At 34.3% G+C, this 23,854-nt stretch carries 20 protein-coding genes; 17 read left to right on the forward strand and 3 right to left on the reverse strand.

What is annotated here, in order from left to right; all coding sequences use genetic code 11:
* The first annotated feature begins 1 nt into the window (after window position 1).
* The 12 genes from ACSLUO_RS03015 (at window position 2) to ACSLUO_RS03070 (ending at window position 14,952) form a co-directional block, all read left to right on the forward strand.
* Window positions 2-919 carry a hypothetical protein gene (locus tag ACSLUO_RS03015; protein ID WP_448246063.1) on the forward strand — a complete coding sequence of 306 codons (918 nt, stop codon included), beginning with the start codon at window positions 2-4 and terminating at the stop codon, window positions 917-919.
* A gap of 71 nt (window positions 920-990) precedes the next feature.
* Entirely contained in the window at window positions 991-2,271 is a 1,281-nt protein-coding gene (locus tag ACSLUO_RS03020; protein ID WP_448246064.1) for a hypothetical protein, read from the forward strand.
* A complete protein-coding gene (locus ACSLUO_RS03025) occupies window positions 2,255-2,812 on the forward strand; it encodes a hypothetical protein (protein WP_448246066.1) in 558 nt (185 codons plus the stop codon). The genes ACSLUO_RS03020 and ACSLUO_RS03025 overlap by 17 nt, the downstream gene beginning before the upstream one ends.
* Window positions 2,812-3,384, forward strand: a complete 573-nt coding sequence (locus ACSLUO_RS03030) for a hypothetical protein (protein ID WP_448246068.1) — start codon at window positions 2,812-2,814, stop codon at window positions 3,382-3,384. The genes ACSLUO_RS03025 and ACSLUO_RS03030 overlap by 1 nt, the downstream gene beginning before the upstream one ends.
* Before the next feature lie 2 nt (window positions 3,385-3,386).
* A complete protein-coding gene (locus ACSLUO_RS03035; RefSeq protein WP_448246070.1) occupies window positions 3,387-5,504 on the forward strand; it encodes a secretin GspD/PilQ domain-containing protein in 2,118 nt (705 codons plus the stop codon).
* Between the two features lie 469 nt (window positions 5,505-5,973).
* Entirely contained in the window at window positions 5,974-7,605 is a 1,632-nt protein-coding gene (locus tag ACSLUO_RS03040) for a Slr4 family S-layer protein (protein ID WP_448246072.1), read from the forward strand.
* Window positions 7,606-7,770: 165 nt separating this feature from the next.
* A complete protein-coding gene (locus ACSLUO_RS03045) occupies window positions 7,771-9,072 on the forward strand; it encodes a lipopolysaccharide biosynthesis protein (protein WP_448246073.1) in 1,302 nt (433 codons plus the stop codon).
* Window positions 9,072-10,679, forward strand: coding sequence for an asparagine synthase-related protein (locus ACSLUO_RS03050; protein ID WP_448246075.1), 1,608 nt, complete (start codon window positions 9,072-9,074; stop codon window positions 10,677-10,679). The genes ACSLUO_RS03045 and ACSLUO_RS03050 overlap by 1 nt, the downstream gene beginning before the upstream one ends.
* A 108-nt stretch (window positions 10,680-10,787) precedes the next feature.
* On the forward strand, window positions 10,788-11,852 hold the full coding sequence (locus ACSLUO_RS03055; RefSeq protein ID WP_448246077.1) for a nitroreductase family protein: 1,065 nt from the start codon (window positions 10,788-10,790) through the stop codon (window positions 11,850-11,852).
* A gap of 2 nt (window positions 11,853-11,854) precedes the next feature.
* Window positions 11,855-13,006, forward strand: a complete 1,152-nt coding sequence (locus ACSLUO_RS03060; RefSeq protein WP_448246078.1) for a polysaccharide pyruvyl transferase family protein — start codon at window positions 11,855-11,857, stop codon at window positions 13,004-13,006.
* Between the two features lie 16 nt (window positions 13,007-13,022).
* Window positions 13,023-13,886: a glycosyltransferase gene (locus ACSLUO_RS03065; RefSeq protein WP_448246080.1), complete on the forward strand. Its 864-nt coding sequence runs from the start codon at window positions 13,023-13,025 to the stop codon at window positions 13,884-13,886.
* Between the two features lie 61 nt (window positions 13,887-13,947).
* Entirely contained in the window at window positions 13,948-14,952 is a 1,005-nt protein-coding gene (locus tag ACSLUO_RS03070; protein ID WP_448246082.1) for a glycosyltransferase family 4 protein, read from the forward strand.
* Between the two features lie 29 nt (window positions 14,953-14,981).
* Here ACSLUO_RS03070 and ACSLUO_RS03075 read toward each other — a convergent pair whose 3' ends face one another.
* Genes ACSLUO_RS03075 through ACSLUO_RS03085 form a run of 3 tightly spaced genes read right to left on the reverse strand, consistent with a single transcriptional unit; the run spans window position 14,982 to window position 17,564 of the window.
* Window positions 14,982-16,193 (reverse strand): O-antigen ligase family protein, encoded by a 1,212-nt coding sequence (locus tag ACSLUO_RS03075; protein WP_448246084.1) that lies wholly within the window; start codon window positions 16,191-16,193, stop codon window positions 14,982-14,984.
* Between the two features lie 4 nt (window positions 16,194-16,197).
* Window positions 16,198-16,641, reverse strand: a complete 444-nt coding sequence (locus ACSLUO_RS03080; protein WP_448246086.1) for an acyltransferase — start codon at window positions 16,639-16,641, stop codon at window positions 16,198-16,200.
* A gap of 2 nt (window positions 16,642-16,643) precedes the next feature.
* Window positions 16,644-17,564 carry a Wzz/FepE/Etk N-terminal domain-containing protein gene (locus tag ACSLUO_RS03085; RefSeq protein WP_448246088.1) on the reverse strand — a complete coding sequence of 307 codons (921 nt, stop codon included), beginning with the start codon at window positions 17,562-17,564 and terminating at the stop codon, window positions 16,644-16,646.
* A gap of 390 nt (window positions 17,565-17,954) precedes the next feature.
* On the opposite strand from ACSLUO_RS03085, the gene pssD reads away from it, so the two are divergent.
* The 5 genes from pssD to ACSLUO_RS03110 all read left to right on the forward strand — a co-directional run bounded on the left by pssD (window position 17,955) and on the right by ACSLUO_RS03110 (window position 23,785).
* Window positions 17,955-18,452, forward strand: a complete 498-nt coding sequence (gene pssD / locus ACSLUO_RS03090; RefSeq protein ID WP_448246090.1) for a PssD/Cps14F family polysaccharide biosynthesis glycosyltransferase — start codon at window positions 17,955-17,957, stop codon at window positions 18,450-18,452.
* Complete coding sequence (gene pssE / locus ACSLUO_RS03095) at window positions 18,449-18,901, forward strand: PssE/Cps14G family polysaccharide biosynthesis glycosyltransferase (RefSeq protein ID WP_448246092.1); 453 nt, start codon at window positions 18,449-18,451, stop codon at window positions 18,899-18,901. The genes pssD and pssE overlap by 4 nt, the downstream gene beginning before the upstream one ends.
* Before the next feature lie 91 nt (window positions 18,902-18,992).
* Complete coding sequence (locus ACSLUO_RS03100) at window positions 18,993-20,561, forward strand: MBL fold metallo-hydrolase RNA specificity domain-containing protein (RefSeq protein WP_448246094.1); 1,569 nt, start codon at window positions 18,993-18,995, stop codon at window positions 20,559-20,561.
* 217 nt (window positions 20,562-20,778) lie between these two features.
* Window positions 20,779-22,197 carry a mannose-1-phosphate guanylyltransferase/mannose-6-phosphate isomerase gene (locus ACSLUO_RS03105; RefSeq protein WP_448246096.1) on the forward strand — a complete coding sequence of 473 codons (1,419 nt, stop codon included), beginning with the start codon at window positions 20,779-20,781 and terminating at the stop codon, window positions 22,195-22,197.
* A gap of 157 nt (window positions 22,198-22,354) precedes the next feature.
* On the forward strand, window positions 22,355-23,785 hold the full coding sequence (locus tag ACSLUO_RS03110; RefSeq protein ID WP_448246097.1) for a phosphomannomutase: 1,431 nt from the start codon (window positions 22,355-22,357) through the stop codon (window positions 23,783-23,785).
* Window positions 23,786-23,854: the final 69 nt, after the last annotated feature.

Below are 23,854 nucleotides of genomic sequence, written 5' to 3' on the forward strand. Positions count from 1 at the left end.
AATGATGATGCCATTATCGTCAAGTTTTAAGCGTTCACAGCAAGGAATAGCATTAATTCAGGTATTATTAATTAGTGCTATTATTAGTATTCTAGCTATTCAATTTAGTTATACGGCACGAGAACAACTTATAATGGCTGAAACATTAGAGTTGCGAGTTAAAGCCAACCAAATAATAAAGTCAGTACAGAGTAAGGTGTTTTACACTTTGTTTACTCAAAATGATTTTACACAAAAAATTAATGCGTTTCCTAATAGTGAACCGTGGAACTTTTATGGGAAACCGTTTGTTGTTGAGCAAACCGATAAATTTAAAGTAAAGTTAATCATACAAGATAATAGTGCATTGTTACCGCAACAATATATGAATTTACCATTATGGACTAAAGCATTTGTAGCAATGGGCTTAACCGAACAAGAAGCGAAACAGAAGCAAGGAAAAATTAACGATTGGCAAGATCAAGATGATGATTCTTGGATGATAGGAAGCACAGAATTAACGTCTCTAGAAAATGGTCAGCCTTACCGAAATCAACCTATACAATTAATACAAGAAATTGAATGGTTTTTTTCAGAAGAAAAGAGCATATTAAATTTAATCAAAGCAATAAGTTCGCATTATACTGTTACCCGATTTAACCCAATGAATGCCCCTGAACCATTGTTGGTATTAATCTTAGAACAGGAAATAGCAAATGAAATTATTAAGATAAGAGATAAAAATGAGTTAACCACTGAAGTTATGACAACTTTATTAGGTGACTTTTTTGAAAGTGATACTATGGTATTGCATCGTGGAAATAGTTTAAGAATAACAATTCAGGTAGCTATTGAAGAAGTTCAGTTACAAGAAACTTTAGAAATTAAACTTCAGCAGAAAAGATCACGACCTATGTTGATATTATCACGTTACAATTAAATTATTTTTAACTAATAAATACCCTTTCAACAATTAAACTGTATGTGTATAATCCATCGTCGCATGTTTAGGTGTATTATATTAAAAGAAGCAAAGAATTGCAGTCAGTCAATAATCTACAAACGGTACAATCAAAATGGCGATTAACTCATTTAATCGAAACAGTATTATCATCTAATGGTGGTTATTATGCTGACCGTCTATATTCTTTTCAACGTCCAGATAAACTAAATGTAATACTTCAACCTATTGAAAATTTAAAGCTTCCTCGTATATCTTGGTTGGTTTTAGGTAGAGAACATTACTTTGAAACTTCAAAAGAATACCCTATTTCCAATAAGAGAGAATTAAAAAAAGCGTTACAATTTGAAGAGAATAAAGCGCCTTTTCAAGGAATAACATTACAGCATATTGAACGGCTCAATGAACAAAGTCATCGTGTTACTTTTTGGGTATTTAAAACCAGCGTTTTAGATATTTTATCCTCACAGCCATGGGTTGTTATTCCTGAATCTTACTTATTGGCTAAAGCGCTAGACTCAGGTATTAGCCTTGCAGAAATTGAAAGCTTCAATAAAACAATTTTTTTATCAAAAACAGGGCAAGGTGTTGCCTCCGGCATACAATCGGTGCAAACATCAACGGTCGAACAGTTTGCCTTTTCTACAGGATCACCTGTAAGCCTAACTAAAGAAAACTTTTTTTCATCAGCTAATAATGAATTTTCAGCATTATTATATCGAGGTTTAAAATCACTTGCTTTAGTTGAGCTTCAAAATTTCTTTATCACCAGAAAGAAAGTCAACTGGCAAGATTATCCATGGAAGCAAGCGGGGATTATTACTAGCATAGTATTTTCAGTCTATTTAGCTATAACTAGTGCGTGGTTGATATTAAAACAGTATCATATTGAAGGACAATTAACGTCTCAAAAAGTACAAGTTGAGCAAGCATTAAAATTACAAAAACAATATATTGAGCAAAAAGAATGGCTGCAAGCATTAAGTAAACCATTGTTGAATCAAGTTGAATATTGGAATGTTTGGCCGATAGTGTTAGAAACCATCTCTGTTGGTGTAAATATTAAATTACTTCAATTTAAAAATAATAAAATAATAATGAGCGCTATTACCAATGACTCTATTAAAGCGACAGATGTTTTAGCTAATTTAAGTAAAAATCCTTATGTTATAGCACCAGGCTTTTCTACGCCAGTGAGGAATCATCGTGGTAAAGATGAATTTACAATTACCTTCTCCTTAGCGAAAACGGTTTTGGAATCAGCATATCACCCTACGATTACAACCAATATAGTCTCCGCTCAAGGAGGTAATTATGCATCCTCAAAATAAACGAAAATTTATGTTGACGATATTAGCAGTGCTATTGGTTATGCAATTTATTATCGTACCAATATTTAGTTGGCAACAAGAACAGTTAATGCAAATAGAAGCTAGCTCTAAAAGGTTAGTAAAAGCAAATGGTGTTATTGCTCGACTCCCAATAATAACTGACACATTAATACCGACCGAGCAAAAAAATAAAACGTTAGAAGCGCTCTATTATAATTATGTGCCAATAAATACGTTTAAGTTGGAATTTCAACAGGAAATAGAAAAGTTATTTGAGCAGCATCATGTAAAAGTACGTAATTTTAACTGGATTCTTGAAATTCCTGGGGAAATTGCCGAGCAGCGAATTAAAATTGTATTTAATGGTAAAGTTAAAGATTTTGCTTTATTACAGATGAAGTTAGCTCAATTGCCGAAGTTTTTAAATATTGCTGAATGGACGTTACAGATAGATAAAATGAATGAAACATCTTTAGGTACAGTTAATGGCAGTTTAGTTATTAGCGCGTATATTTTACCTTCAAATGTAGAGGCGCTTTAATGTTTAAAAATAACATTGTTGCTAATTATACCAATACTCTTAACAGCAAAGTACTATATCCTCTGTTGGTGTGTATCGTCATTTTGATACTATTTGATATCACAACGCGACTATCAATTGGTGAGGCTAATGAACAGACATCATGGGAAAGTGATAATATTAAACCACCGGATTATTTAAAGGTTAGCCCACAACAAGCTAAAAAAATTATTACAATAATAAACAATTATGAACAAGCAGAAATCATAAATGCAAATAAGGTTAAAGGTATGTCTGAAGCTGAAAAATTGGCTCAGCAAGGAGATTTAGACAAAATTTATGTTGGTGACATGCGTTATTTGCTAGTTGGTATTTTTAAAGAAGCACAAGCATTTGCAGTTGTTCAACAACAAAATGTCAAAACACGTGAAAACAAACTTATTCAAATAACCATATCTGACAAACTCGATATTTATCAAGTAAATGAAATTTTAGCGAATAAAGTTATATTGCAGAGTGATGATGGTCGTCGTATCGACCTCTTTTTATACAAAACCAATAATATGGCTATCAACGATAGTGAGCAAAAATAATTATGAAATTAATCAAAAAATATATCTATGCACCATTATTAACGCTAATATTATTGGGTTGTAGCTCAACTTCAGAAGAGGTAACACAAAATAACATACAGGAACGGTTCAAGCTAAAACATTCTTATTTAGCTGATAATCAACAGCAGATTATAGATCAGAATACGGAAAAAGCTCAAGCTTACGTTTCAGAAAACCAAGTTTCCTCAATATCTAATGATGTTCAAATGTTAGAACCACTGCCACGTAAAAGAGTTGATATTAGTGAATCTAAACAACTGTCAGCTATGTTTTCGAATAAGCCATCATTAACGCTTTCTGTTAATCAAATGGATGTTATTGACTTTATTCATTATACGTTTGGTGAGTTATTATCGGTAAATTATATTATTGACAAAGATTTAAAAAGTAAAAATCAAGCAATAACCCTGAATATTAAAGAAGAAATTAGTCAACAAAGGTTAATGGAATTAACTGAGGATTTATTGGCACAGCGTGGCTTAGCAGTTCAGTTTAGTAATGATTTATACTATATTCACAAACCGGAAAAAAAGAGTAAGGGGCGTAATGTTATCACGGCAATTGGTCGTGAATTATCATCGGTACCGAATACATCACAAGATATTTTACAAATAGTGCCATTAAAGTTTGGTGTTAAAATTTCCATCGAAAAAGCATTAAGACAATTGGTCGGCGTGCAAATTAGTACTGATGCTGATATGAGTGCGTTGTTTTTAGAAGGTAATCGTGATGATATTATCCGTTCATTAGAGTTTATTCATTTGTTAGATGCACCGAGTAATCGGGGCAAACATATTGCGTTAATTCCATTAACCTATATCGAAAGTGAAGAATATACTAAGCAAATTACCACGTTGTTAGAAAACGAAGGTATTCCTATTGCAACTAATAAAGCCGGCAGTAAAAATTTAGTTATGGTGCCTATTGCGCAAGTGGGCGCAATAGCAGTTTTTGCTGCCGATGACATGCTATTAAATAGAGTGCGTTTTTGGACTAAGGTTATTGATAAACCTTTACAAAGTGTAAGTAAACAATACTTTATGTATCATCCGCAGTTTGCTCGAGCGACTGATTTAGGGGAAAGTGTATCTGCGTTATTGAGTGGTGCCCAAGCAACAAATCGTGGCACTAAATCGTCAACATCAAAGAGCTCAACCGGCGTTGCCCCTTCGGCAAACCGTAGTATAGGTATGAGTAATGATGATATTACCTTAGTGGTTGATGAAAGAGCTAATGCGATTATTTTTTATACATCAGGTAGTGAATATCAAGCACTATTGCCGTTAATTAAAAAACTAGATGTTCTACCACGACAAGTCATGTTAGACATAACTATTGCGGAAGTTAACTTAAAAGATGAATTTAAATATGGTGTTGAATGGGCACTTAATAGCGGCAAGTTAAGCATGGGCACTAAAGGTGCTTTTAATGCGACGGGTATTGGTGGTTTTAATATCGCCATAAATGGTACCGAAGCAGATATAACAGCAAACTTTTTACAAACAAATAGTTTAATTAAAGTATTGTCTAACCCTACATTATTAGTACGAGATGGTGTGCCAGCTAATATTACCGTAGGTTCACAAATTTCTGTTATTGGCCAAACAACGCAAGATCCTGTCAGTGGTGACAGACAAACTACCAGCTCTGAATATCGTAAAACCGGCGTTGATATTTCGGTAACGCCGTCAATTAATGCCCAAGGTATAGTCATAATGGAAATTAATCAAAGTATCTCTAATACCGTTGAGGACACATCGGGGGCTGGTGGAAACCCTGATATATTTGAACGCTCTATTGACACTGAAGTAGTGGCTCAAAGTGGACAAACTATAATTTTAGGTGGCTTGATCAGTGAGAATATTAATCAAAGTGACAAAAAATCACCGTGGTTAGCAGACCTTCCTATTATTGGTCACCTTTTTAAAGCAACCGGTGATAGCAGTAATAGAACAGAATTAATAATGTTAATCACACCTAAGGTTATTGACCGAACAGACCAATGGGAAGAGTTAACGGAGTCATTTAAACAAGGTTTAGATTATTTAACTTTTGGTGAGCTGGAAACAAATAAAGCACCTTTATTAAATAGTAAATAAATCAAACTACTGATTAAAGGCTATAATATTTTTCAGTTTAAACGTCGCTATCAATTAAAGGTCGTGTTAAATTGAATAAGTTAGGGTTATAAAACGATATTTTTGATAATCGATTATATTGCTTTTGTTAATTTTTAATAATTATTAAAAATTAACCTAACAAATACTTAAGAGATGCAATAATGAATTTAACGAATTACATTTCTTTTAGGTTAAAAAACAATCAAAGCATGGCGTCTCTAATACACTAATTTAATTAAATAATTAAATCGTTAAATAGTGGTTGACACCTATACTAATCTTGATTAAATTGTCTTTTAGATTCAACTTGATAATTGTCATATTAGTATGGCTATTATTAGGTTGAACTGATTTAACGTTAAATAATGACTTTTGTTTAGTTATTAATTAGCTAATAAATAACTAAATGTGTAAAATTCATTTTCATGAAAAATAAGGATTTAAAAAAATGTTCAAGAAAACATTACTAGCAGCTGCTTTAGTTGCTGCAACAGGGTCAGCAACCGCTGGTACTATTACCATTTCTGGTGATGCATACAAAGTAGGTAATGAGTATTTAAACGCTTACACGGGTTCTGCTTTAACTGGTGATTTACAAGCTGCGGGTATCGGTATTACTTACAAACCAGGTATTGCTTTAGGTATTAATAATACATTGAAGTTTACTTTTTCTGGTGGTGCTATTGGTGCTGATACTGGTTTAGAACTTCAAAAAATCACGACGTTTGCCGATGCTACTACTGCTGTTGCAATAGAAGGTGCTGTTGATGCGGCAATTGCGCTTGTAGCTAATGCAGCTGATAACGCTGTTGATACTGCAGCCCTTAAAGCTGCGGCGATTTCTGCTGCTGAAGATGAAGCTGATAACGATAGCGAATTTGATCTTACAAAATTCAAAGCGGCTGTGAACGCATTGGCAGTTGATACTTATGCAAACACTACAACTGCTATACAAGCTATAGAAGCTTTAAGTGCCGTGGTTCCAGCAGCTGCAAGTCCTGTTGCTGACTTAGTTGACTTTGGCACTGATTCAAACGGCGACTATGAGTGGGTTTTATTTAAAGTTACTGATAATGCACTTACTGCTTCTGAAGTATTAGTTTTTAATGATACAGATCCTGACGGTGCTGCCAATATTACGACTAAATTTACTAAAGCAACGATTGGTGCGGGTGATTTAACGGTTGCATTACCTGAAGCAAAAGACGACACAGGTGTTTCTTTAACTGCTCCTGTTGCTACCGCGAAAACATTAGTGACTACAGCTAACCAATTTTCAGTAACCGCTACAGCAGTAACTGATACTATTGATGTTGAGCAACAACGTAAATATTTCTCTGACGCTCTTAATGATGCTGTTACTACTGCTTATGTAGTTGACGTAACTGTTGATGGTACTATTGCTTTAGGTATTGATGAAACAACCGCAGCATTTACTGCTGAAGTTACCGGTAACTTGAATGGTGTAGCTTCAATTGCATACACTGAAACAGTTGTTGTAGGTGGTGATGATTCAGGCGCTTTTGATACAACTGATTGGGACTTAGACGGTGTTGGTATTAGTGATGCAAGCATTGCTGTTACTGTTGATGGTGCAACTAACTTAGCAACCCGTACCTTAGGTTATAAGTTGATGATTAACCCAACTGAAGCTGATACTAACGATTTCTACTTAGTAGGTACTTCAGGCTCAGCATCTGATGCCTTTATCTGGGACTTAAACGGTTCAGAAATTACCTTCCCATATGCGCCAATTGGTTATAGCCACATCACTACAAACTTTGAGTTAGCAAACTCAGGTGATCAAGAAGGTGATATTTTATTATCTGCTTTCGGTCGTAATGGTACTAGCTACTCAGGTACAATTACACAAAAAGCAAAAGCGGGTTCATTAGTTAAAATTAGTGAAAATGATGTTGCTACAGCACTTAGCTTACCAGCAGGTGGTGCATCAATTAGCCTGACAATTACTACTACAGCACCTGATGCTGACATTAAAGCAACTGGTTACAGTAACTTGAACTCTGGCGGTCGTATGGCATTATTAAGCGATGCTTATGAAGGTGAAATTAATCCATAATTAGTCTTACTAATTAAGTGATTTTTTAAAAACGACCTTAGGGTCGTTTTTTTTTGTTAAAAAATAGTGTTGATGTAATGAGTATGATTGTTAATATGTATCGAATTTTGTGCGACTTTATGGTTTAATAGCCGCCTTAATTTTCTTTACTTTTATAGGCTTGTTGTGGGCAAAGATGCCAAATCAATAATCGCCATGTTAACCGGCACAGGTGGCGCACAGCTGATTGCACTTTTATTTACGCCAGTATTAACACGAATTTTTTCGCCTGAAGCCTTTGGTCATTTAGGTATATTTCAATCACTAGCTAACTTGTTAATTCCTATTGCCGCATTAACCTTACCTATGGCAATTGTGTTGTCTAAAAATACTAATGAAGCGCTTCAAATAACAAAGCTTTCGCTGATAACAACCGTTGTTTTTGTTTTAATATTAGGGCTGTTAATCGCGGTAAATATTGATTTTTTAACTAGCTATTTAAATGCGGATAGCTCAAATAACTATTTGTATTGGGTGCCATTGCTGGTACTTTTTAGCGGTTTTTTGCAAGTAGCGGTAAACTGGATAACCAAGCTTTCATTATTTACATTAAGAGCAAAAGTGATCGTATTACATGCAATTATTATTAATTTTTTAAAGCTGTTAATTGGTTATTTATTTCCTTATGCTGCAACGTTGATTTTTATTGCAATATTAAATCCGTTATTTAATGCATTAATGTTGTTTACTCCAATATTTAGGCGAATTAAACCAGCACAAGCAAAGCAAAATGATGTTGTTACAAATAACGGTTCACAACAGGGAAATTGGTTTGTTTTGTTAAAAAAATACCGTGACTTTCCAATGTATCAATCACCCCAGGCATTTTTTAATGCTTGCTCACAGGGGGTGCCTGTATTGTTATTGGCAGCGTTTTTTGGACCTGTTTCTGCGGGTTTTTACACATTTAGCCGTACTATTTTAGCTATACCAATTAGCTTAGTATCTTTAGCAATAGGTGATGTATTCTACAGTAGAATAGCGCAGGATATAAATAATCAACAATATGCCAAAGTAAAAAAACACTTTTTTCGCACAACAGCGCTGTTAGCGCTTTTAGGCTTTATACCTTTAGTGGTGAGTTTAGTATGGGCTCCTGATATTTTTGCGTTTATATTTGGTGAACAGTGGTTTCAAGCGGGGGTTTATGCACAATGGCTAGCTATTTGGACTTTTGTGATCTTTATTAATGTACCTAGTTTAAAAATAATTATTGCATATCAGCAGCAAAAAAAATCATTATTAATAAATTTGATCACCTTACCTACTCGTATTACCGCTCTTTTTCTTGGTGGCTATTATTTAGCAGATGAACAAGCAGCGATATATTGGTTTGTAGCTATAAGTGTATTACATAACTTAGTTATTATTGGATTAGCTCACCGTATTTGTGCTCAAAAAGTTAAAAAAATGGAGGTTGTTGTTTAATGCCTATTAATGCAGGTTCAAAAGTTGATATGGAATATAAAGTTAATTTTCATGGTGGTAGTGGGCAATTATATTTTTTGGATAATAAATTTACATTAATAGGTGCTTGTTTCTACAGAAATACCTTACTTTCTGTAGAGCAGTTATATACATTGGTTGCTACAGCAATAAAAAATAATACATTAAATGAATTATTAAATAACTTATCAGGTTTTTATAGTTTTATTGTCTTTAATGATGCCCAGATTATTGTTGCAACAGATAGGTTAAGAAGTCGACCAATATTTTATGCGCACAAAAACAATGAACTGTTATTATCTGATCGGGTTCAATGGCTTGTTGAACAATTGCCAGAACATCAGATATCTCCTGCTTCAGAACAAGAATTGATGCAAGCTGGCTATATATCAGGTAATAACACTTTAGTCGAAAAAATCAAGCAAGTGCCAGCCGGTTCGTTGTTGTGTTATAAAAACAGTATTATAAATTTAAATAGTTATTTTAAATTTAAACCTAAAAATAATAATGATGTAATTGCACCGTCAGAAATAACAAATCATTTAGATATTGTTATGCGGCAAAGTATTGAACAGTTAATTCAATATGCCGGTAAGCGACAGTTGGTTATTCCGTTAAGTGGAGGCTATGATTCTCGTGCAATTGCTACCTATATTAAGTCATTAAACTATTCAAATGTACTTACCTTTACTTTTGGAAAAATAAATAGTCAAGAAGTTGTTATTAGTAAAAAGGTTGCTAAAGCACTAGGTTTTGAGTGGCATTTTGTTCCGTATGACCGTTCGTTATGGAAAAAGCTTGCCAGTACCGAAGTGTTTGAGAAATTTATTCTATTTATTAGTAATTATGTTTCAGTGCCTAATGTTCAAGTATTTCCTGCAATAAAGGTATTATTTGAAAAAGGTATTATCGCTAGAGATGCTGTTGTAGTTCCTGGGCATACAGGAGATTTTATCTCAGGCGGGCACATACCTAAAAATTTACTTGGATTGGATGCTGGCGATAATGAAGACAAAATAGTTAAAGCGATCATAGCAAGGCACTATAGAACTCGTTCAAATATAGGTTGTGACAAAGAGTTATATCAGCGAATAAAAAGTCAAGTAGAGGCTATTATTCTAGACTTTCCAAAGCCATGCCTTGCTATATCAGTATTTGAAGCTTGGGAATGTTCAGAACGACAATCAAAATTTATTGTAAATTCAAATCGGTATTATGATTTTTTTAATTTAGATTGGTGGATGCCGTTATGGGATGACAAGCAAATTACCTTTTGGGAAAATGTAGCTTTGGAATATCGCTTAGATTCAAAGTTTTGGCAAACATTTGTAGAAAGTAAATATCAAGAGGTTTCAGGAGATAGGGCGATTTACGGTAATGTTAAAGACCAATTTCATCCTATAATCTTAAGAGTGAGAAATATTCTAGATTATTTTACCGATGAAAATGGGTTGTATTCATTAGTACCTTTTTATCGTTGGTTTTTACGTAAATTAAAGTATCCGTATGCTAGTGGTACATTATTTTCTTATTTAGCGTTGAAGGTAATTAGAATGCAAAAGAAAATAATAAAGCAACAAGACAAATAGTTTGATATTAAATTTACTACAAAAGAGAATTTACTGGCTGTTATCGCCTATATCAGCTAAAATTCTCGCCTTTATCGCTTGGTAATCTAAAGAAGTTAGTCACGGTTTATGAAATCACTGTTAAGTAAAATTCTACCTAAAACTTATATTATTAAATTAAAAGAGGCGGTAGTCGCAATAGATGACAGTATTTATCCCTTTTTTGCAAAACACCCTTTATTAAGCTCTATTTATTATTGTTTTTTTAGTTCTAAATTTCGTCGAGAACACCAATCTGTGTTGTTAGGGCGCTTACAATATCGAGCGTCATTAAATAGTATTAATCAATCGAGTATCTTATTGCGAAGAAATACGCATCGTTTAGAAAAAGGTTTGATCATGCAGCCGCGCAGAAATATTTTTGCTGAAGGCTATATTGCAGAGACCGTTGATTGTTTTGGCAAATGTATTGTAAGTAAAACTATTTGTCGTCAGGAATTAAAATGGGCGCAAGATGTATTAGTTAACTACTTTTCAGTGGTAGGCGAAAATCAGACAATTGATAAAGCAAAATCTAAATTTGAAGCTTTGATGTTAGAAAGTTTTAATGGTGATGAAGCCTCATTACCATATCAACATAAAAACAGAATAAAGTCTGACGTTTCGCAAGAACAACTGATGCTTTTATTTAAACAACGTCGCTCTGTACGTTGGTATGAACAAAGACCGGTAAGCTCAAATTTGTTAGCACAAGCAATTGAAATGGCGTCTCAAGCACCAAGTGCTTGTAATCGTCAGCCATTTCAGTTTTATTGTATAACCGATATGGATAAAGCTTCTGAAGTAGCTGGTATTGCTATGGGGACTGCGGGTTTTTCGGATAATATTCCAGCCTTGATTGTTGTTGTCGGTGATCTATCTGCTTACCCTACAGAGAAAGATCGGCATGTTATTTATATTGATGGTGGTTTAGTGTCGATGCAATTAATGTTATCGCTTGAAACATTAGGGTTATCTTCTTGCCCAATCAATTGGCCAGATATTGACTTTTTTGAAAAGAAAATGACCAAAAAACTTAATCTAGCTGGCCATTTACGACCAATTATGCTGATTTCCGTAGGGTATGCGCAAGTTGATGGAAAAATACCCTATTCGCAAAAGAAGAGTGCTGAAATATTAATGAAGGAAGTTTAATAATGCTAATTGAAATTAAAGGTGTGCAATTTGTTAATAAAGGCGCTGAACTGATGTTACACGCTATTTTACAAAAGGCTGGAAGTATTTGGCCAGATGCAGAGTTTTGTTTAGCGCCTAATGCCATGTCACCTTACCATAAAAGAGCAGAGGTAGGTGCATATCAAAGGTTATCCCTTAAAAAAAATGTTATCGATTTAAACGGTTTATTTTATTTTATACCCACATCTTTAAGGAATCGTATAAAAGTAAAATGGGGCATAGTAATGGAGCCTGATGTAGATATCGTATTAGATGCCTCGGGCTTTACTTATGGTGATCAGTGGAGCACTTTAATATTGAAGCAAACAGCGATTGAAGCAAAGCGCTTACAGCGTAAAAATAAACATTATGTGTTTATGCCTCAAGCGTTAGGTCCCTTTAGTTCAAAAGAAAACCAGCTAGCAGCTAAAAATGCATTTGAAGCGGCCGCGATTGTTTTTGCAAGAGAAGAAGAGTCTTTTTTATACGCAAAAAGTTGTACGGAAAATGCAAACATTATTCAGGCACCTGACTTTACTAACCTAGTATCGACAACATTAGATAAAAAATATAATCACTTATCAGGGAAAATAGCGATAATCCCGAATAGTAAAATGTTGAGTAGTAAAAACAAAAATGAATTATGGCGTACGAATTATATTAATATTATTCATCAAACTATTCTTGCTTTTGTTGAGCAAGGCGAAGAGGTTTTTTTATTAAATCATGAAGGAAAATCTGATGAAAATATTTGTCAGCAAATAAATAGCTTACTAAGTTCTCCTTTAGAAGTTGTTGCGCCAGAATCACCATTAGATGTTAAAGCTATTATTGGTCATGCCAAAACAGTGGTTTGCTCACGTTATCATGGCTGCGTTAGTGCGTTATCGCAAGGGGTTCCTTGTATTGCTACAAGTTGGAGCCATAAGTATGAAAAGTTATTTAATGAATATAATGTCGGTGAATTTTTACTTTCTGCTGATATAGCAACTGCGGCCATTAATGAACTTGTTGCTAGCGTAATTGAAAATCAGCAGGATATTAAACAAACATTAGCTCCTAAAATTACCGAATTTAAAGCTTCTTCTGAAGTTATGTGGCAAAAGCTTGCTTTGTCAGTAAATAGTAAATAGTTAATTGGTAAATGCGATGACATTAGTTACTGTTTATATGCCAACTAAAAATCGCCTGCCTTTGTTAAAGCGAGCGATTAACTCGGTATTAGCACAAACCCATAATAATATTGAATTAATTATTGTTGATGATGGTTCAACCGATGGTACAGTGGATTACTTGGCTGAATTGTCAGTTACAAATGAGAAAGTTCGCTATTTTTCAAATGTTATTTCAGAAGGTGCTTGTGCAGCACGAAATAAAGCTATATTGGCAGCTAAAGGAACATTTGTTACTGGACTTGATGATGATGATGAATTTACTCACGATCGCATTGAGAAACTATTATCAGCTTATGATGATGAGTATTCTTTTGTTACTTCTGCACAATGGTGGGATCATGGTAAACGACGAACATTATTGGGTGGAAAAGAGCAATTAATTACTTTTAATGACCAACTAAATCAGAATTTTGCGACTAATCAAGTATTAGTTAAAAAACAAAAAATTATTGATGCTGGCTTGTTTGATGTTGATTTTCCAGCTTGCCAAGATTGGGAAATGTGGACTAGGTTAACTCAAAAGTTTGGTGTGGCGTTAAAAATTGCTTCTCCGACTTATATTATTCATGCTGGCCATAATGAACCTAGAATTACATTTTCGACAAACCGTATTAATGGCTTTGAATTATATTATCAGCGTTATAGTTCATATATGAGTAAAGCTAATAAAGTAGCTTTTCAATTAAAGCTGATTGAAGCTAAAAAAACACCTCTGAGTTTTAGTTTAGGTGTTCGCTTATTTTCACCACATAGCTACAAAAAAGTTATAAAACTTTGGTTAATTTCTTATTTTCCTTTTTTGCAAAAGTTAAAAAAGAAATATATGTCGGGTAAGTAACTTCGTTGCTATTACCAAAAGGGATAATATTTCGTTAATGCGCATACTTTGGTTAACTAATATGGGAGCTCATAAAAAGGCTCCTTTCGATCTTGCTTTTTTAAAAAGACAATATCAAACCTGTCAGCAACAATTTCCGAATACTGATTTTGAATTGCATAGTATGAGATGGAATGGAACGTCTATATTACATAAGCTTTTTAAATACCCTGTTTGGAGTGTTAGCTTTTTTATTAAGTATATTTTTAAAAAAAATAAAATTGATATAATTCATGTTCACTTTTTCTTTCCAACGGTACTACTTGCGCTCTTATATAAAATTTTTATTTATAAAAATGTGAAGATATTGATCAATTTTCATGGTAGTGATATTTATAAGTACCAATCACCAATCTCTTTATATTGGAAAGCTTTACAACGTATTGATGGTATTGTGTTTGCTAGTGAAGGTTTAAAAAAACATTTAAAATATGATTTCCAAAAGCCAAGTTGGGTTATTCCTATTGGTGTTGATAGCGCTTTTAACTATAAAGAAAAAAATAAAATTTATGATTTGGCTTTTGTTGGTAGGTTAGATGAGAACAAAGGTATTAAACGATTTATTAAAGCGATTAGTCGTATTAAAAGGCCTTTGAATGTTGTTGTTGTTGGTAATGGAATATTAAATAATTGGTTGAATGAACATTGGCCAGTACAACATATACTAACCCGCCATGATAGATTAGCTGCAGTTGAATTAGCCGAATTATACCAACAAAGTAAATATTTAGTTAGTTGCTCTTACTATGAATCTTATGGTTTAGTTATAGCAGAAGCTTTGTCGTGTGGAACACCTGTTATTGCAAGTAAAACAGATGGTTCTTCTACTCTTGTGACTAGTGATTCAGGTTACCTTGTTGAAAATGATGAGTTTTTTAGTGAAGCATTAAATGTAGTCATAACTCAAGCTTTGACGCTAACAGAGCATGATTATCAACAGTTACAAGAGCGTTGTTTGAGTTTGGCGCATGTAATGAATAGCGAGCAAGCAGCTAATAAATATGTTCAGGTGTATTCAGAGCTTTAATAGCAGTAAAGATAAGTTTTATTTTTAATCTAAAGGTTACGCAACTCGGTATTCTTACTCCTAGAAGTAGCTATTGCAGCCGCACAAATTAGTCCCCATAGAGGTGTTACTACGCCGTTAAAAAATATATGGCCGGCTATAAACGCAATACATGTTAATACAATAAATGAAATAGTTGCTGCTTGAGATATTACGCCATGACTGGTAAATGTTATTTTTAAAAATATACCTGCATAAGCAATAAATGTTATTAATGTAAATATTGCGCCAAACAGTATAAACATATCAGCAACATCAAATTCAGTTAATGTTGATTCAAGCATATTAAGTTTAAACTTGTTATATCCTAAGAGTTGTTGTGCTACGTTCTGTTCTAGAAAACTTGGCATTATGTGCATGAATTTATCTTCACGTCCCGAAAATAAGAGACGACTTAACCCTCCTTGGTCGTAAAAATGAGTCATTCTTACTAAAATAGGACTTTCAACAAGTACATCATATAAATTGATTATAAGAGCTGTTGTTAGCGCTATAACTGCTATTGCGAGAGTAAAAATTTTTAAATTTAAGTTGAAAGCCATCACCAATAGTACGACTAAAAATACACCTAACATGCCACTTTTCGTGCCTATTACTGTGGCAAGAATTAATAAAGCAACGGATGTAAAAATAAAATTTGTTATGGATTTTTGAAAAGAACGACATAAAAAGGCACTTGATATTATAACGATTACACCAGATAGAGCGTTACCACCATAAAAAAAACCTTTTGCACCAAAACTGCCATATGTTGTAAACCCTATACCAACTAAAGAAAAAACAACATTAATCAGTAGTACTAGCGTAAATGCTAACATTATTATTTGAAAGTTTTTTTCAGTTAAGCGTCTGAAATTTGACATTACAGTAAATACGATAAAAAAATAAGCAACTTTTAGAGCTTCTTGAAATGAATGAATAAACCCAATATTGTCTACTAAAAAGAATCGAAAAACTGCCCAAGAAAAAACACTTAAAAAAATCCCATTAAGTATAATAAAAGTATTTTTGGAATAATAGAATGAGTATAAGTATAAAGAGAGTAGCAAGAGTTGTTTGTAAGCTACCGATAATACGCTTGGTAAGCCTAATTTTTGAGTTACAAAGCCATTTAAAGAGTCAACTAATAAATAAAATGAAAACAAGAATAGTATAAAGGTCTGTACAGCATCTTTTTGTTTTGAACGGTCACTATGTGTCATAGAATTATAGCTTACGACCATGTTGTCCAATATTTACGTTTTCTGATACTATCCGAGCAGGATTACCAGCAACAATAACATTGCTTGTAGTAATGTCTTTATTAACTACAGCCCCCGCAGCAACAATAACATTGTTTGCTATAGTCACTCCTGGTAAAACAATCACTTTAGCACCAATAAAAACATTATTTCCTATCGTTGTTTTTACATGTATTCTGTTTATATAATCATGGCTTAAAATGAGTGAGTCAGCAGCTAAGTAGCAATATTCACCTATATAAAGACCTTTAGGATTGGTTTTATCTAATTGGGCTTTGAGGCTGATTATAGTGCCTTTACCAATATTGATACCGAAAATTTTTCTTAAAAATGTTAGATTGAGGTTTACTATTAAATTTCGAACTAGATTTCTTGTTTTAACGAAAATGTTTTTATGAAATTTTTCCATATCTAATTTTCTCTTGGCACTATAAAAAAACGTAACATCATGAAAAATATCATTGCAGCTCCAACTAATAGTCCTGACATCAATATTATTAGTAGTCTAGAAGGAGAGCTTTTATCGAGCGGATAGAAAGCAGGATCAAGCGTTTCAAATATATATTCCGGTGTGATTTCTGCGATCATTAGCTTTTTAGACTGTTCTTGTATAAGTTGAAAAAACATAGTCTTCATTTCATGATCTACTGTTTGATCTGCCTTGTTTTGTAAATATTCGATACTTTTTTGTAATGATTGGATATCTCTAATTCTCATGGTGCTATTTAAATCAGCTACGATATTGTCTAACCATTCTTTTGATAATTTAGGAGATAAAAAGTCGATACTTAGCGTCACTAAGTTACTTGTTTTATCATGTTGGATTTCGAAAATATCTAAAAATTCTGAGTATAACAATCCTGATGATGGCTCTAAAGATTCATTTGACTCTGTTTCTCTTAGCCAAGCTTTATTTTCATTGTCATATATTGTTTTATCTAAAAGTAATGCTTTTTGTTCTGCATCCCACTTTAAGCCGGCAAATAGTGGGATAGCTATATTATGTTTTGTGATGAAATGCTCGAGGAATTTTCTTGATTTTACTATTTCTAATGCGATAGTTACTTTGTCGGAACTTGCATTTCCTAAATTAATACCTGCAATAGAAGCTAAACCACCTAATTGAGCTCCCATTGAGGATAAGCCTGAACCTTGACTATCTTCTGTAGGAGATAAAAGAACTTGTGAACGATAAATATTAGGTAATGTAAAGCTCCAAATTGCAGTCAAAGCCATTACTATAGTAACTGCGGGTATTAAGAATGTTTTTTTATACCACAAGTATTTGAGTAATTCATAAAAGCTATAATCTTCGTGATTGTTATTTGCCAAAACATTACCTTGTATTTTTTGAGTCTAATTAAATTGCGAGTTTTACTTTATGTTATTTTAATAACCGAGGTATTTAATATTATTTGTCTTTGCGTAAATTAACAAAAACAATTATTTAATAATGATAAAAGTAACTTAATGAAATTAGAGTAAATTACTTACAATTTTTCTATGGCGTTACTTTTTCTCGATACCTCTATGTAAAATAAGATTATAAATTTTTGTAGCATTAATTTATAGCTAAATGTGAATATATTGGTTTTTATAATGTGAGCTACGTATAATCGGGTATTGAAATCATATTTAATCGCACTTTATATGTATTGAGTTTTGATAAATGAAAGTGGTAATTATGGTACTTGACCGCTTGATAATTGATAAGGAAAATTTTTGAAAGATAGAGTGATTTTACTTGCCTTTGGTAAAGGTGGGCATCAAGAGCAAATGCAAAGATTAATTGGCAAGTTGGAGGGTAAATTACCTACAAATATACAGTGTATCCTCATTACTGATTCCTCAAAGTCATTAGATACAAAGATTAAACAGGTGAGTTGTTATCTATATAGTGAAGCAAGAGATAAACATTCTTTAATAAAAACATTTCTTACTTTACCTTACTTGCTTGTTAAACAAACTATAGACATTTTTCGTATACAAGCTAAATATAATGTTGTTGGAATTATAACTACAGGTCCTGGAGTGACTATTTTACCGACAATACTACTTAAATTATTAGGAAAAAAAGTTATTGCGTTTGAAAGCTGGTCTAGGTTTGAAAGAGCTTCTTTGACTGGGAAATTATTAAATCAGTTTAGCAATGTGTTTTTTATTCAAAATGAGTCTCTTAAAAAAATATATAAAAATTGTATTTACAAGGGGAAGTTATGAAAGTTTTTGTTACTCTTGGTACAACTTTGTTCCCTGAATTATTGGATGCACTTATAGCACAAAATATAGACAATAAATATGAATTAGTAATTCAGTCCCCTGCAGGTAATATAGAGAACTTTAAAAGAGCATTTCATTTTATTGAAAACATCAATGAATGGTATGAATGGGCTGATGTTGTTATTACCCATGCTGGGGCTGGATCTGTTTATCGTTTGTTAGAGCAAAAACAAAAATTAATTGTGGTTCCTAATATTTATCGAAAAGATCAGCATCAATTGGAGTTGGCAAATTTTGTGAAAAGTAAAAATTTTGCATTGGTTTGTTATCAATTATGTCAGTTAAATGAAATGCTTGAAAAAATCACTCCTATGACTTTTGATAAATATATTAAAAATGAATTTAAGGGAGTTGATTTAATAGTCAATACACTATTTCCTAAATTGTGATTATCGTGCGTTTTATTAAATTTATTTCAACTGAAAACTATTATGTTTATATGGTTTTAAAAGAATAGCATTAGTTACAAGGATGTAATTTATGGAAAATCTCAACAATAACGTTAATACCTCTACTAATGAAAACACCTTGGCCTTAACCAAAATAAGCCACCATGGCGCGGTTGATGGTGTTACTGGCTCTTGTCATCAATTACATTTTTTACCAAGCCTTGAGCAAGTAAATGCCAGCGTGTTAATTGATTGTGGTTTGTTTCAAGGAGCTGAAACGGTTAATGGTGCCAGTGCCGAGCAATTGGCGATTGGTTTTGATGTATCTGGTGTGCAGGCGTTAATTGTTACCCATTGTCATATTGACCATGTTGGCCGTATTCCTTATTTATTAGCTGCCGGTTTTACCGGGCCTATTATTGCCACTGAGGCTACTGCGGCGTTATTACCTTTAGTTATTGAAGACGCCCTTAAAGTTGGTGTTACCCGCAACGCGAGTATTATTAAAGCCTGTTTAACCTTATTGAAAAAACAATTAGTTGCTGTGCCTTACAAGCAGTGGTATCAACTGGAATTTTCCCGTAAGCAATTATTGAATCAAAAAGTTGGCCAGTTAGCAGTAAAAGTTAAGTTTCAGCCAGCAGGGCATATTTTAGGCTCGGCTTATGTTGAAATTGATGTTGCTTTTAAATCTGCAATATACACCGCAAATAAAAAACTTACTCAGCGCGTAGTTTTTTCGGGAGATTTAGGAGCAACCTACGCGCCGCTGTTACCTGCACCTAAATCACCTTATAAAGCCGATGTATTAGTGATCGAAAGTACTTATGGCGATAAAAACCATGCTGGCCGTAAACAACGTAGCGAACAGTTAAAAGGCGTATTAAAACGCGCTATTAGTGACAATGGTGTGGTAATTATTCCGGCCTTTAGCATTGGCCGAACGCAAGAGTTGTTATATGAGCTTGAGCATATTATTACGCGTGAAAAGTTAGCTGTTTTATCGAGGGCGTCAGATCATACTCAAGGCAATGCAGCTTCTTTAAATGATGAAAATAAATTGGCGAATATTGAGGTAATTGTTGATTCGCCAATGGCCGCGGAGTTTACGCAGTATTATCGAAAATTTACTGCGCTTTGGGATAAAGAAGCCCGCAATCGTTTGTCGTCTGGTCGGCATCCGCTAAGTTTTGATGCGCTGCATACCATAGATAGTCATCAAACCCACTTAGCTACTATCAATTATTTAGCTACGCGTAATAAGCCTGCCATTGTTATTGCCGCTAGTGGTATGTGCAGTGGTGGCAGGGTAGTTAATTATTTATCGCGCTTTTTAACGGATGTTAAAGCTGATGTGTTGTTTGTTGGTTATCAAGCTCGCGGTACTTTAGGCCATAACATTCAAAAATATGGCAGTAACCCTAATAAGCCCGGTTATGTTTATATTGATGATGAACGTGTAGATATAAACGCAGGTGTGCATACTATTTCTGGTTATTCGGCTCATGCTGATCAAAACAATTTAGTGAATTTTGTTAAACGTATGCGCATAAAACCTAAAGAGGTTATTGTTGTGCATGGTGATGAACATGCAAAATCGGCATTGGTAGATAAATTGCAGCCATTGGTTGAGGTTGTAAGGATTGGGAAGGGGAGCTAGTTACAAGGGCAAAGATACAAGAGGCTAGATACAAGCTACAAGAATTCAGTCTACGAGTTAAGGTTAGGTGCTGAGATAGTTTTTGTAACTTTCTACTTGTGTCTGTTATCAATTCTGCTGGTTTATTTTTAATACTACAAAAACCCTGTAATCTTCAACGTGAATACTTTATTATTCAACTATTAACATGATTTAAAAATTTCAATATGGATGCACTATGATTTTACCTGTAATTATGGCTGGTGGCTCAGGCACACGGTTATGGCCGCTTTCTCGCCAATTATTTCCCAAGCAATTTTTAACCCTTAGCGGCGAACATTCTATGTTGCAAAATACTGCGATGCGTTTGACGGGTATTGAGCATGAAGCACCGGTAGTAATTTGTAATGAAGAACATCGTTTTTCAGTAGCTGAGCAATTTCGTGCTAATAAAATTGCTAATAGCGGTATTATTTTAGAGCCGGTTGGTCGTAATACGGCACCAGCTATTGCACTTGCGGCGTTAAATGCTGTTAAAAATGGTGATGATCCTTTGCTGCTTGTTTTAGCAGCTGATCATGTTATTAAAAACGAGGCTGCATTTTGTCAGTCGGTTAATAATGCTGCGCCGCTTGCACAAGAAGGTAAATTAGTTACTTTTGGTATTGTTCCTACCGCACCTGAAACCGGTTATGGTTATATTAAAGGTGGTGATAGTATTTCTGGTGCAGAGTCTGACGCGTTTGTGGTCAGCGAGTTTGTTGAAAAACCAGATTTAGCCACAGCAGAGCAATACTTAGCTAGTGGTGATTATTACTGGAACAGTGGTATGTTCTTGTTTAAAGCCAGTACTTATTTAGCAGAGTTAAAAGCTCATAACCCTGCCATTTATACCGCTTGTGAAAACTCAATTGCTAGTACCCAAGCTGATGCTGATTTTATTCGTGTTGATAAAGCGGCATTTGAAGCTTGTCCTGATGACTCTATCGATTATGCGGTAATGGAAAATACTACCCAAGCGGTTGTTGTACCAATGGATTGTGGTTGGAGTGATGTAGGTAGTTGGTCGGCCCTTTGGGAAATTGAAGACAAAGACGAAAACGGCAATGCTTTTAAAGGTGATGTAATTTCAGTTAACAGCACTAATTCTTATGTTAATGCTGAAGAAAAGCTAGTGGCGGTGATTGGTTTAGATGACGTAGTGGTTGTTGAAACCAAAGATGCTATTTTGGTTTCTAAAAAATCAGAAGTGCAATTAGTTAAAAATGTTGTTAATGAACTTAAAGCGAATGATCGCAGTGAATTCAAATTACACCGTGAAGTATATCGCCCGTGGGGTAAGTATGACTCAGTTGATAACGGTGAACGCTTCCAAGTTAAACGTATTACGGTAAAACCAGGTGCTAAGTTATCAGTGCAAATGCATCATCATCGCGCCGAGCATTGGATTGTGGTATCAGGAACGGCCATGGTAACCAATGGCGACAAGCAAATTATGCTAACTGAAAACCAATCAACTTATATTCCAATTGGTGTTATTCACGCTTTAGAAAACCCGGGTAAGGTTGATTTAGAGTTGATTGAAGTTCAATCAGGCTCTTATTTAGGCGAAGACGATATTGTGCGTTTTGAAGATCGTTACGGACGGGTTGAGTAGGGGGCATCTATAAGCTTTAAGCTGTAAGATACAAGCTATAAGCTATAAGCTGTAAGTTGCAAGATACAAGCTTCAAACTTTCCGCTTATAACTTGAAGCTTTCCGCTTGTAGCTATTACCCTCCGTTTATTAAAGATTTTATTTAAAGGTTGTTTTTATGTTGGTAACGAGTGAAGTTATTAAACAAAGTGGTATTGCTTTTGGTACCAGTGGTGCGCGCGGTTTAGTTGAACAGTTTACGCCTGATGCTTGTGCAGCATTCACTTATGCGTTTGTTGCTTCATTAAAAAAGCAGGGTTGGCAATTTAACGCGTTTGCTTTAGCGGTAGATAATCGCCCAAGTAGTTATGCTATGGCGCAGGCCTGTGCTGCAGCATTAACTGAGCTGGAGATTACGGTACATTATCATGGTGTTATTCCAACTCCGGCATTGGCTTATGCGGCCATGCAACGCAATATTCCTTGTATTATGGTTACTGGCAGCCATATTCCATTTGATCGCAATGGTTTAAAATTTTATCGTCCTGATGGTGAAATTACCAAAGCCGATGAAACCGGTATTTTAACCCAAGCATGTGAATTTGAGCCGTTATCAGCAGCAAACTTACCAGAATTAGTTGTTGATAAAAGTGCCGAAAATGAATACGTAGCAAGATATACATCATTATTTGATGCTGATTTATTAACCGGTAAAAAAATTGGTATTTATGAGCATTCAAGTGCTGGCCGAGATATTTATCAAGCGTTATTTGAACAACTTGGTGCCGAAGTTGTGTCACTAGAACGTAGTGATCAGTTTGTGCCTATTGATACTGAAGCCGTATCTGATGCGGATAAACAAAAAGCATTAACATGGTCTAAAAAATATGGCTTTGACGCGATATTTTCTACTGATGGTGACGGTGATCGACCATTAATTTCTGACGAAAAAGGCCACTGGCTACGTGGTGATATTTTAGGTTTATTATGTGCTAAGGCGTTAAATGTTGAAGCTTTGGCGATTCCTGTTAATAGCAATACGTCAATTGAATTAAGCCAAGCATTTAAACATATTACTCGAACCCGTATTGGTTCACCTTACGTGATTGCAGAATTTGAAGCTTTAGCTAAACAATATAACTCAGTTGCGGGCTTTGAAGCCAATGGCGGATTTTTATTAGGTTCAGATACACAATTGAATCAGCAAATTTTAAAAGCCTTACCAACACGTGATGCCGTGTTACCTGCCATTATGTTGTTATCAGCCAGTAAAAGCGCTGGTAGTATTTCGGCTTTAGTTGATGCTTGTTCAATTCGTCATTCAGCCAGTGATCGTATACAAAACTTTGCTACTGCAAAAAGTCAGCAGTTAATTGCTGATCACCAAGCAGATCCTAGTCAGTTAATTGCTATGTTAGGTTTTAGTGATGTCAGCGTAACTAATGTTAATACCACTGACGGTTTACGAATCACGTTATCAAATAACGACGTTATTCATTTACGTCCATCAGGTAATGCACCTGAGCTACGTTGTTATGCAGAGTCAACTTCTGAAGCGGTTGCGCAAGGTTTAGTGAAACAAGTTTTAGAGAAAGTTGCTGCGTTTTAGATACAAGGAGCGAGATACAAGCTAGAAGCTTGAAGCGACTAACGATGAGATTTTGAATCAGCTAAATGG

This window comes from Thalassotalea agariperforans, from assembly GCF_053470345.1.

What these genes read in the sequence shown, in the direction of transcription:
- ACSLUO_RS03015 (WP_448246063.1), top strand. Translation starts at nt 2, where the DNA reads ATGATGATGCCATTATCGTCAAGTTTTAAGCGTTCACAGCAAGGAATA.
- ACSLUO_RS03025 (WP_448246066.1), top strand. Translation starts at nt 2,255, where the DNA reads ATGCATCCTCAAAATAAACGAAAATTTATGTTGACGATATTAGCAGTG.
- ACSLUO_RS03030 (WP_448246068.1), top strand. Translation starts at nt 2,812, where the DNA reads ATGTTTAAAAATAACATTGTTGCTAATTATACCAATACTCTTAACAGC.
- ACSLUO_RS03035 (WP_448246070.1), top strand. Translation starts at nt 3,387, where the DNA reads ATGAAATTAATCAAAAAATATATCTATGCACCATTATTAACGCTAATA.
- ACSLUO_RS03040 (WP_448246072.1), top strand. Translation starts at nt 5,974, where the DNA reads ATGTTCAAGAAAACATTACTAGCAGCTGCTTTAGTTGCTGCAACAGGG.
- ACSLUO_RS03050 (WP_448246075.1), top strand. Translation starts at nt 9,072, where the DNA reads ATGCCTATTAATGCAGGTTCAAAAGTTGATATGGAATATAAAGTTAAT.
- ACSLUO_RS03055 (WP_448246077.1), top strand. Translation starts at nt 10,788, where the DNA reads ATGAAATCACTGTTAAGTAAAATTCTACCTAAAACTTATATTATTAAA.
- ACSLUO_RS03060 (WP_448246078.1), top strand. Translation starts at nt 11,855, where the DNA reads ATGCTAATTGAAATTAAAGGTGTGCAATTTGTTAATAAAGGCGCTGAA.
- ACSLUO_RS03065 (WP_448246080.1), top strand. Translation starts at nt 13,023, where the DNA reads ATGACATTAGTTACTGTTTATATGCCAACTAAAAATCGCCTGCCTTTG.
- ACSLUO_RS03070 (WP_448246082.1), top strand. Translation starts at nt 13,948, where the DNA reads ATGGGAGCTCATAAAAAGGCTCCTTTCGATCTTGCTTTTTTAAAAAGA.
- ACSLUO_RS03075 (WP_448246084.1), bottom strand. Translation starts at nt 16,193, where the DNA reads ATGACACATAGTGACCGTTCAAAACAAAAAGATGCTGTACAGACCTTT.
- ACSLUO_RS03080 (WP_448246086.1), bottom strand. Translation starts at nt 16,641, where the DNA reads ATGGAAAAATTTCATAAAAACATTTTCGTTAAAACAAGAAATCTAGTT.
- pssE (WP_448246092.1), top strand. Translation starts at nt 18,449, where the DNA reads ATGAAAGTTTTTGTTACTCTTGGTACAACTTTGTTCCCTGAATTATTG.
- ACSLUO_RS03100 (WP_448246094.1), top strand. Translation starts at nt 18,993, where the DNA reads ATGGAAAATCTCAACAATAACGTTAATACCTCTACTAATGAAAACACC.
- ACSLUO_RS03105 (WP_448246096.1), top strand. Translation starts at nt 20,779, where the DNA reads ATGATTTTACCTGTAATTATGGCTGGTGGCTCAGGCACACGGTTATGG.
- ACSLUO_RS03110 (WP_448246097.1), top strand. Translation starts at nt 22,355, where the DNA reads ATGTTGGTAACGAGTGAAGTTATTAAACAAAGTGGTATTGCTTTTGGT.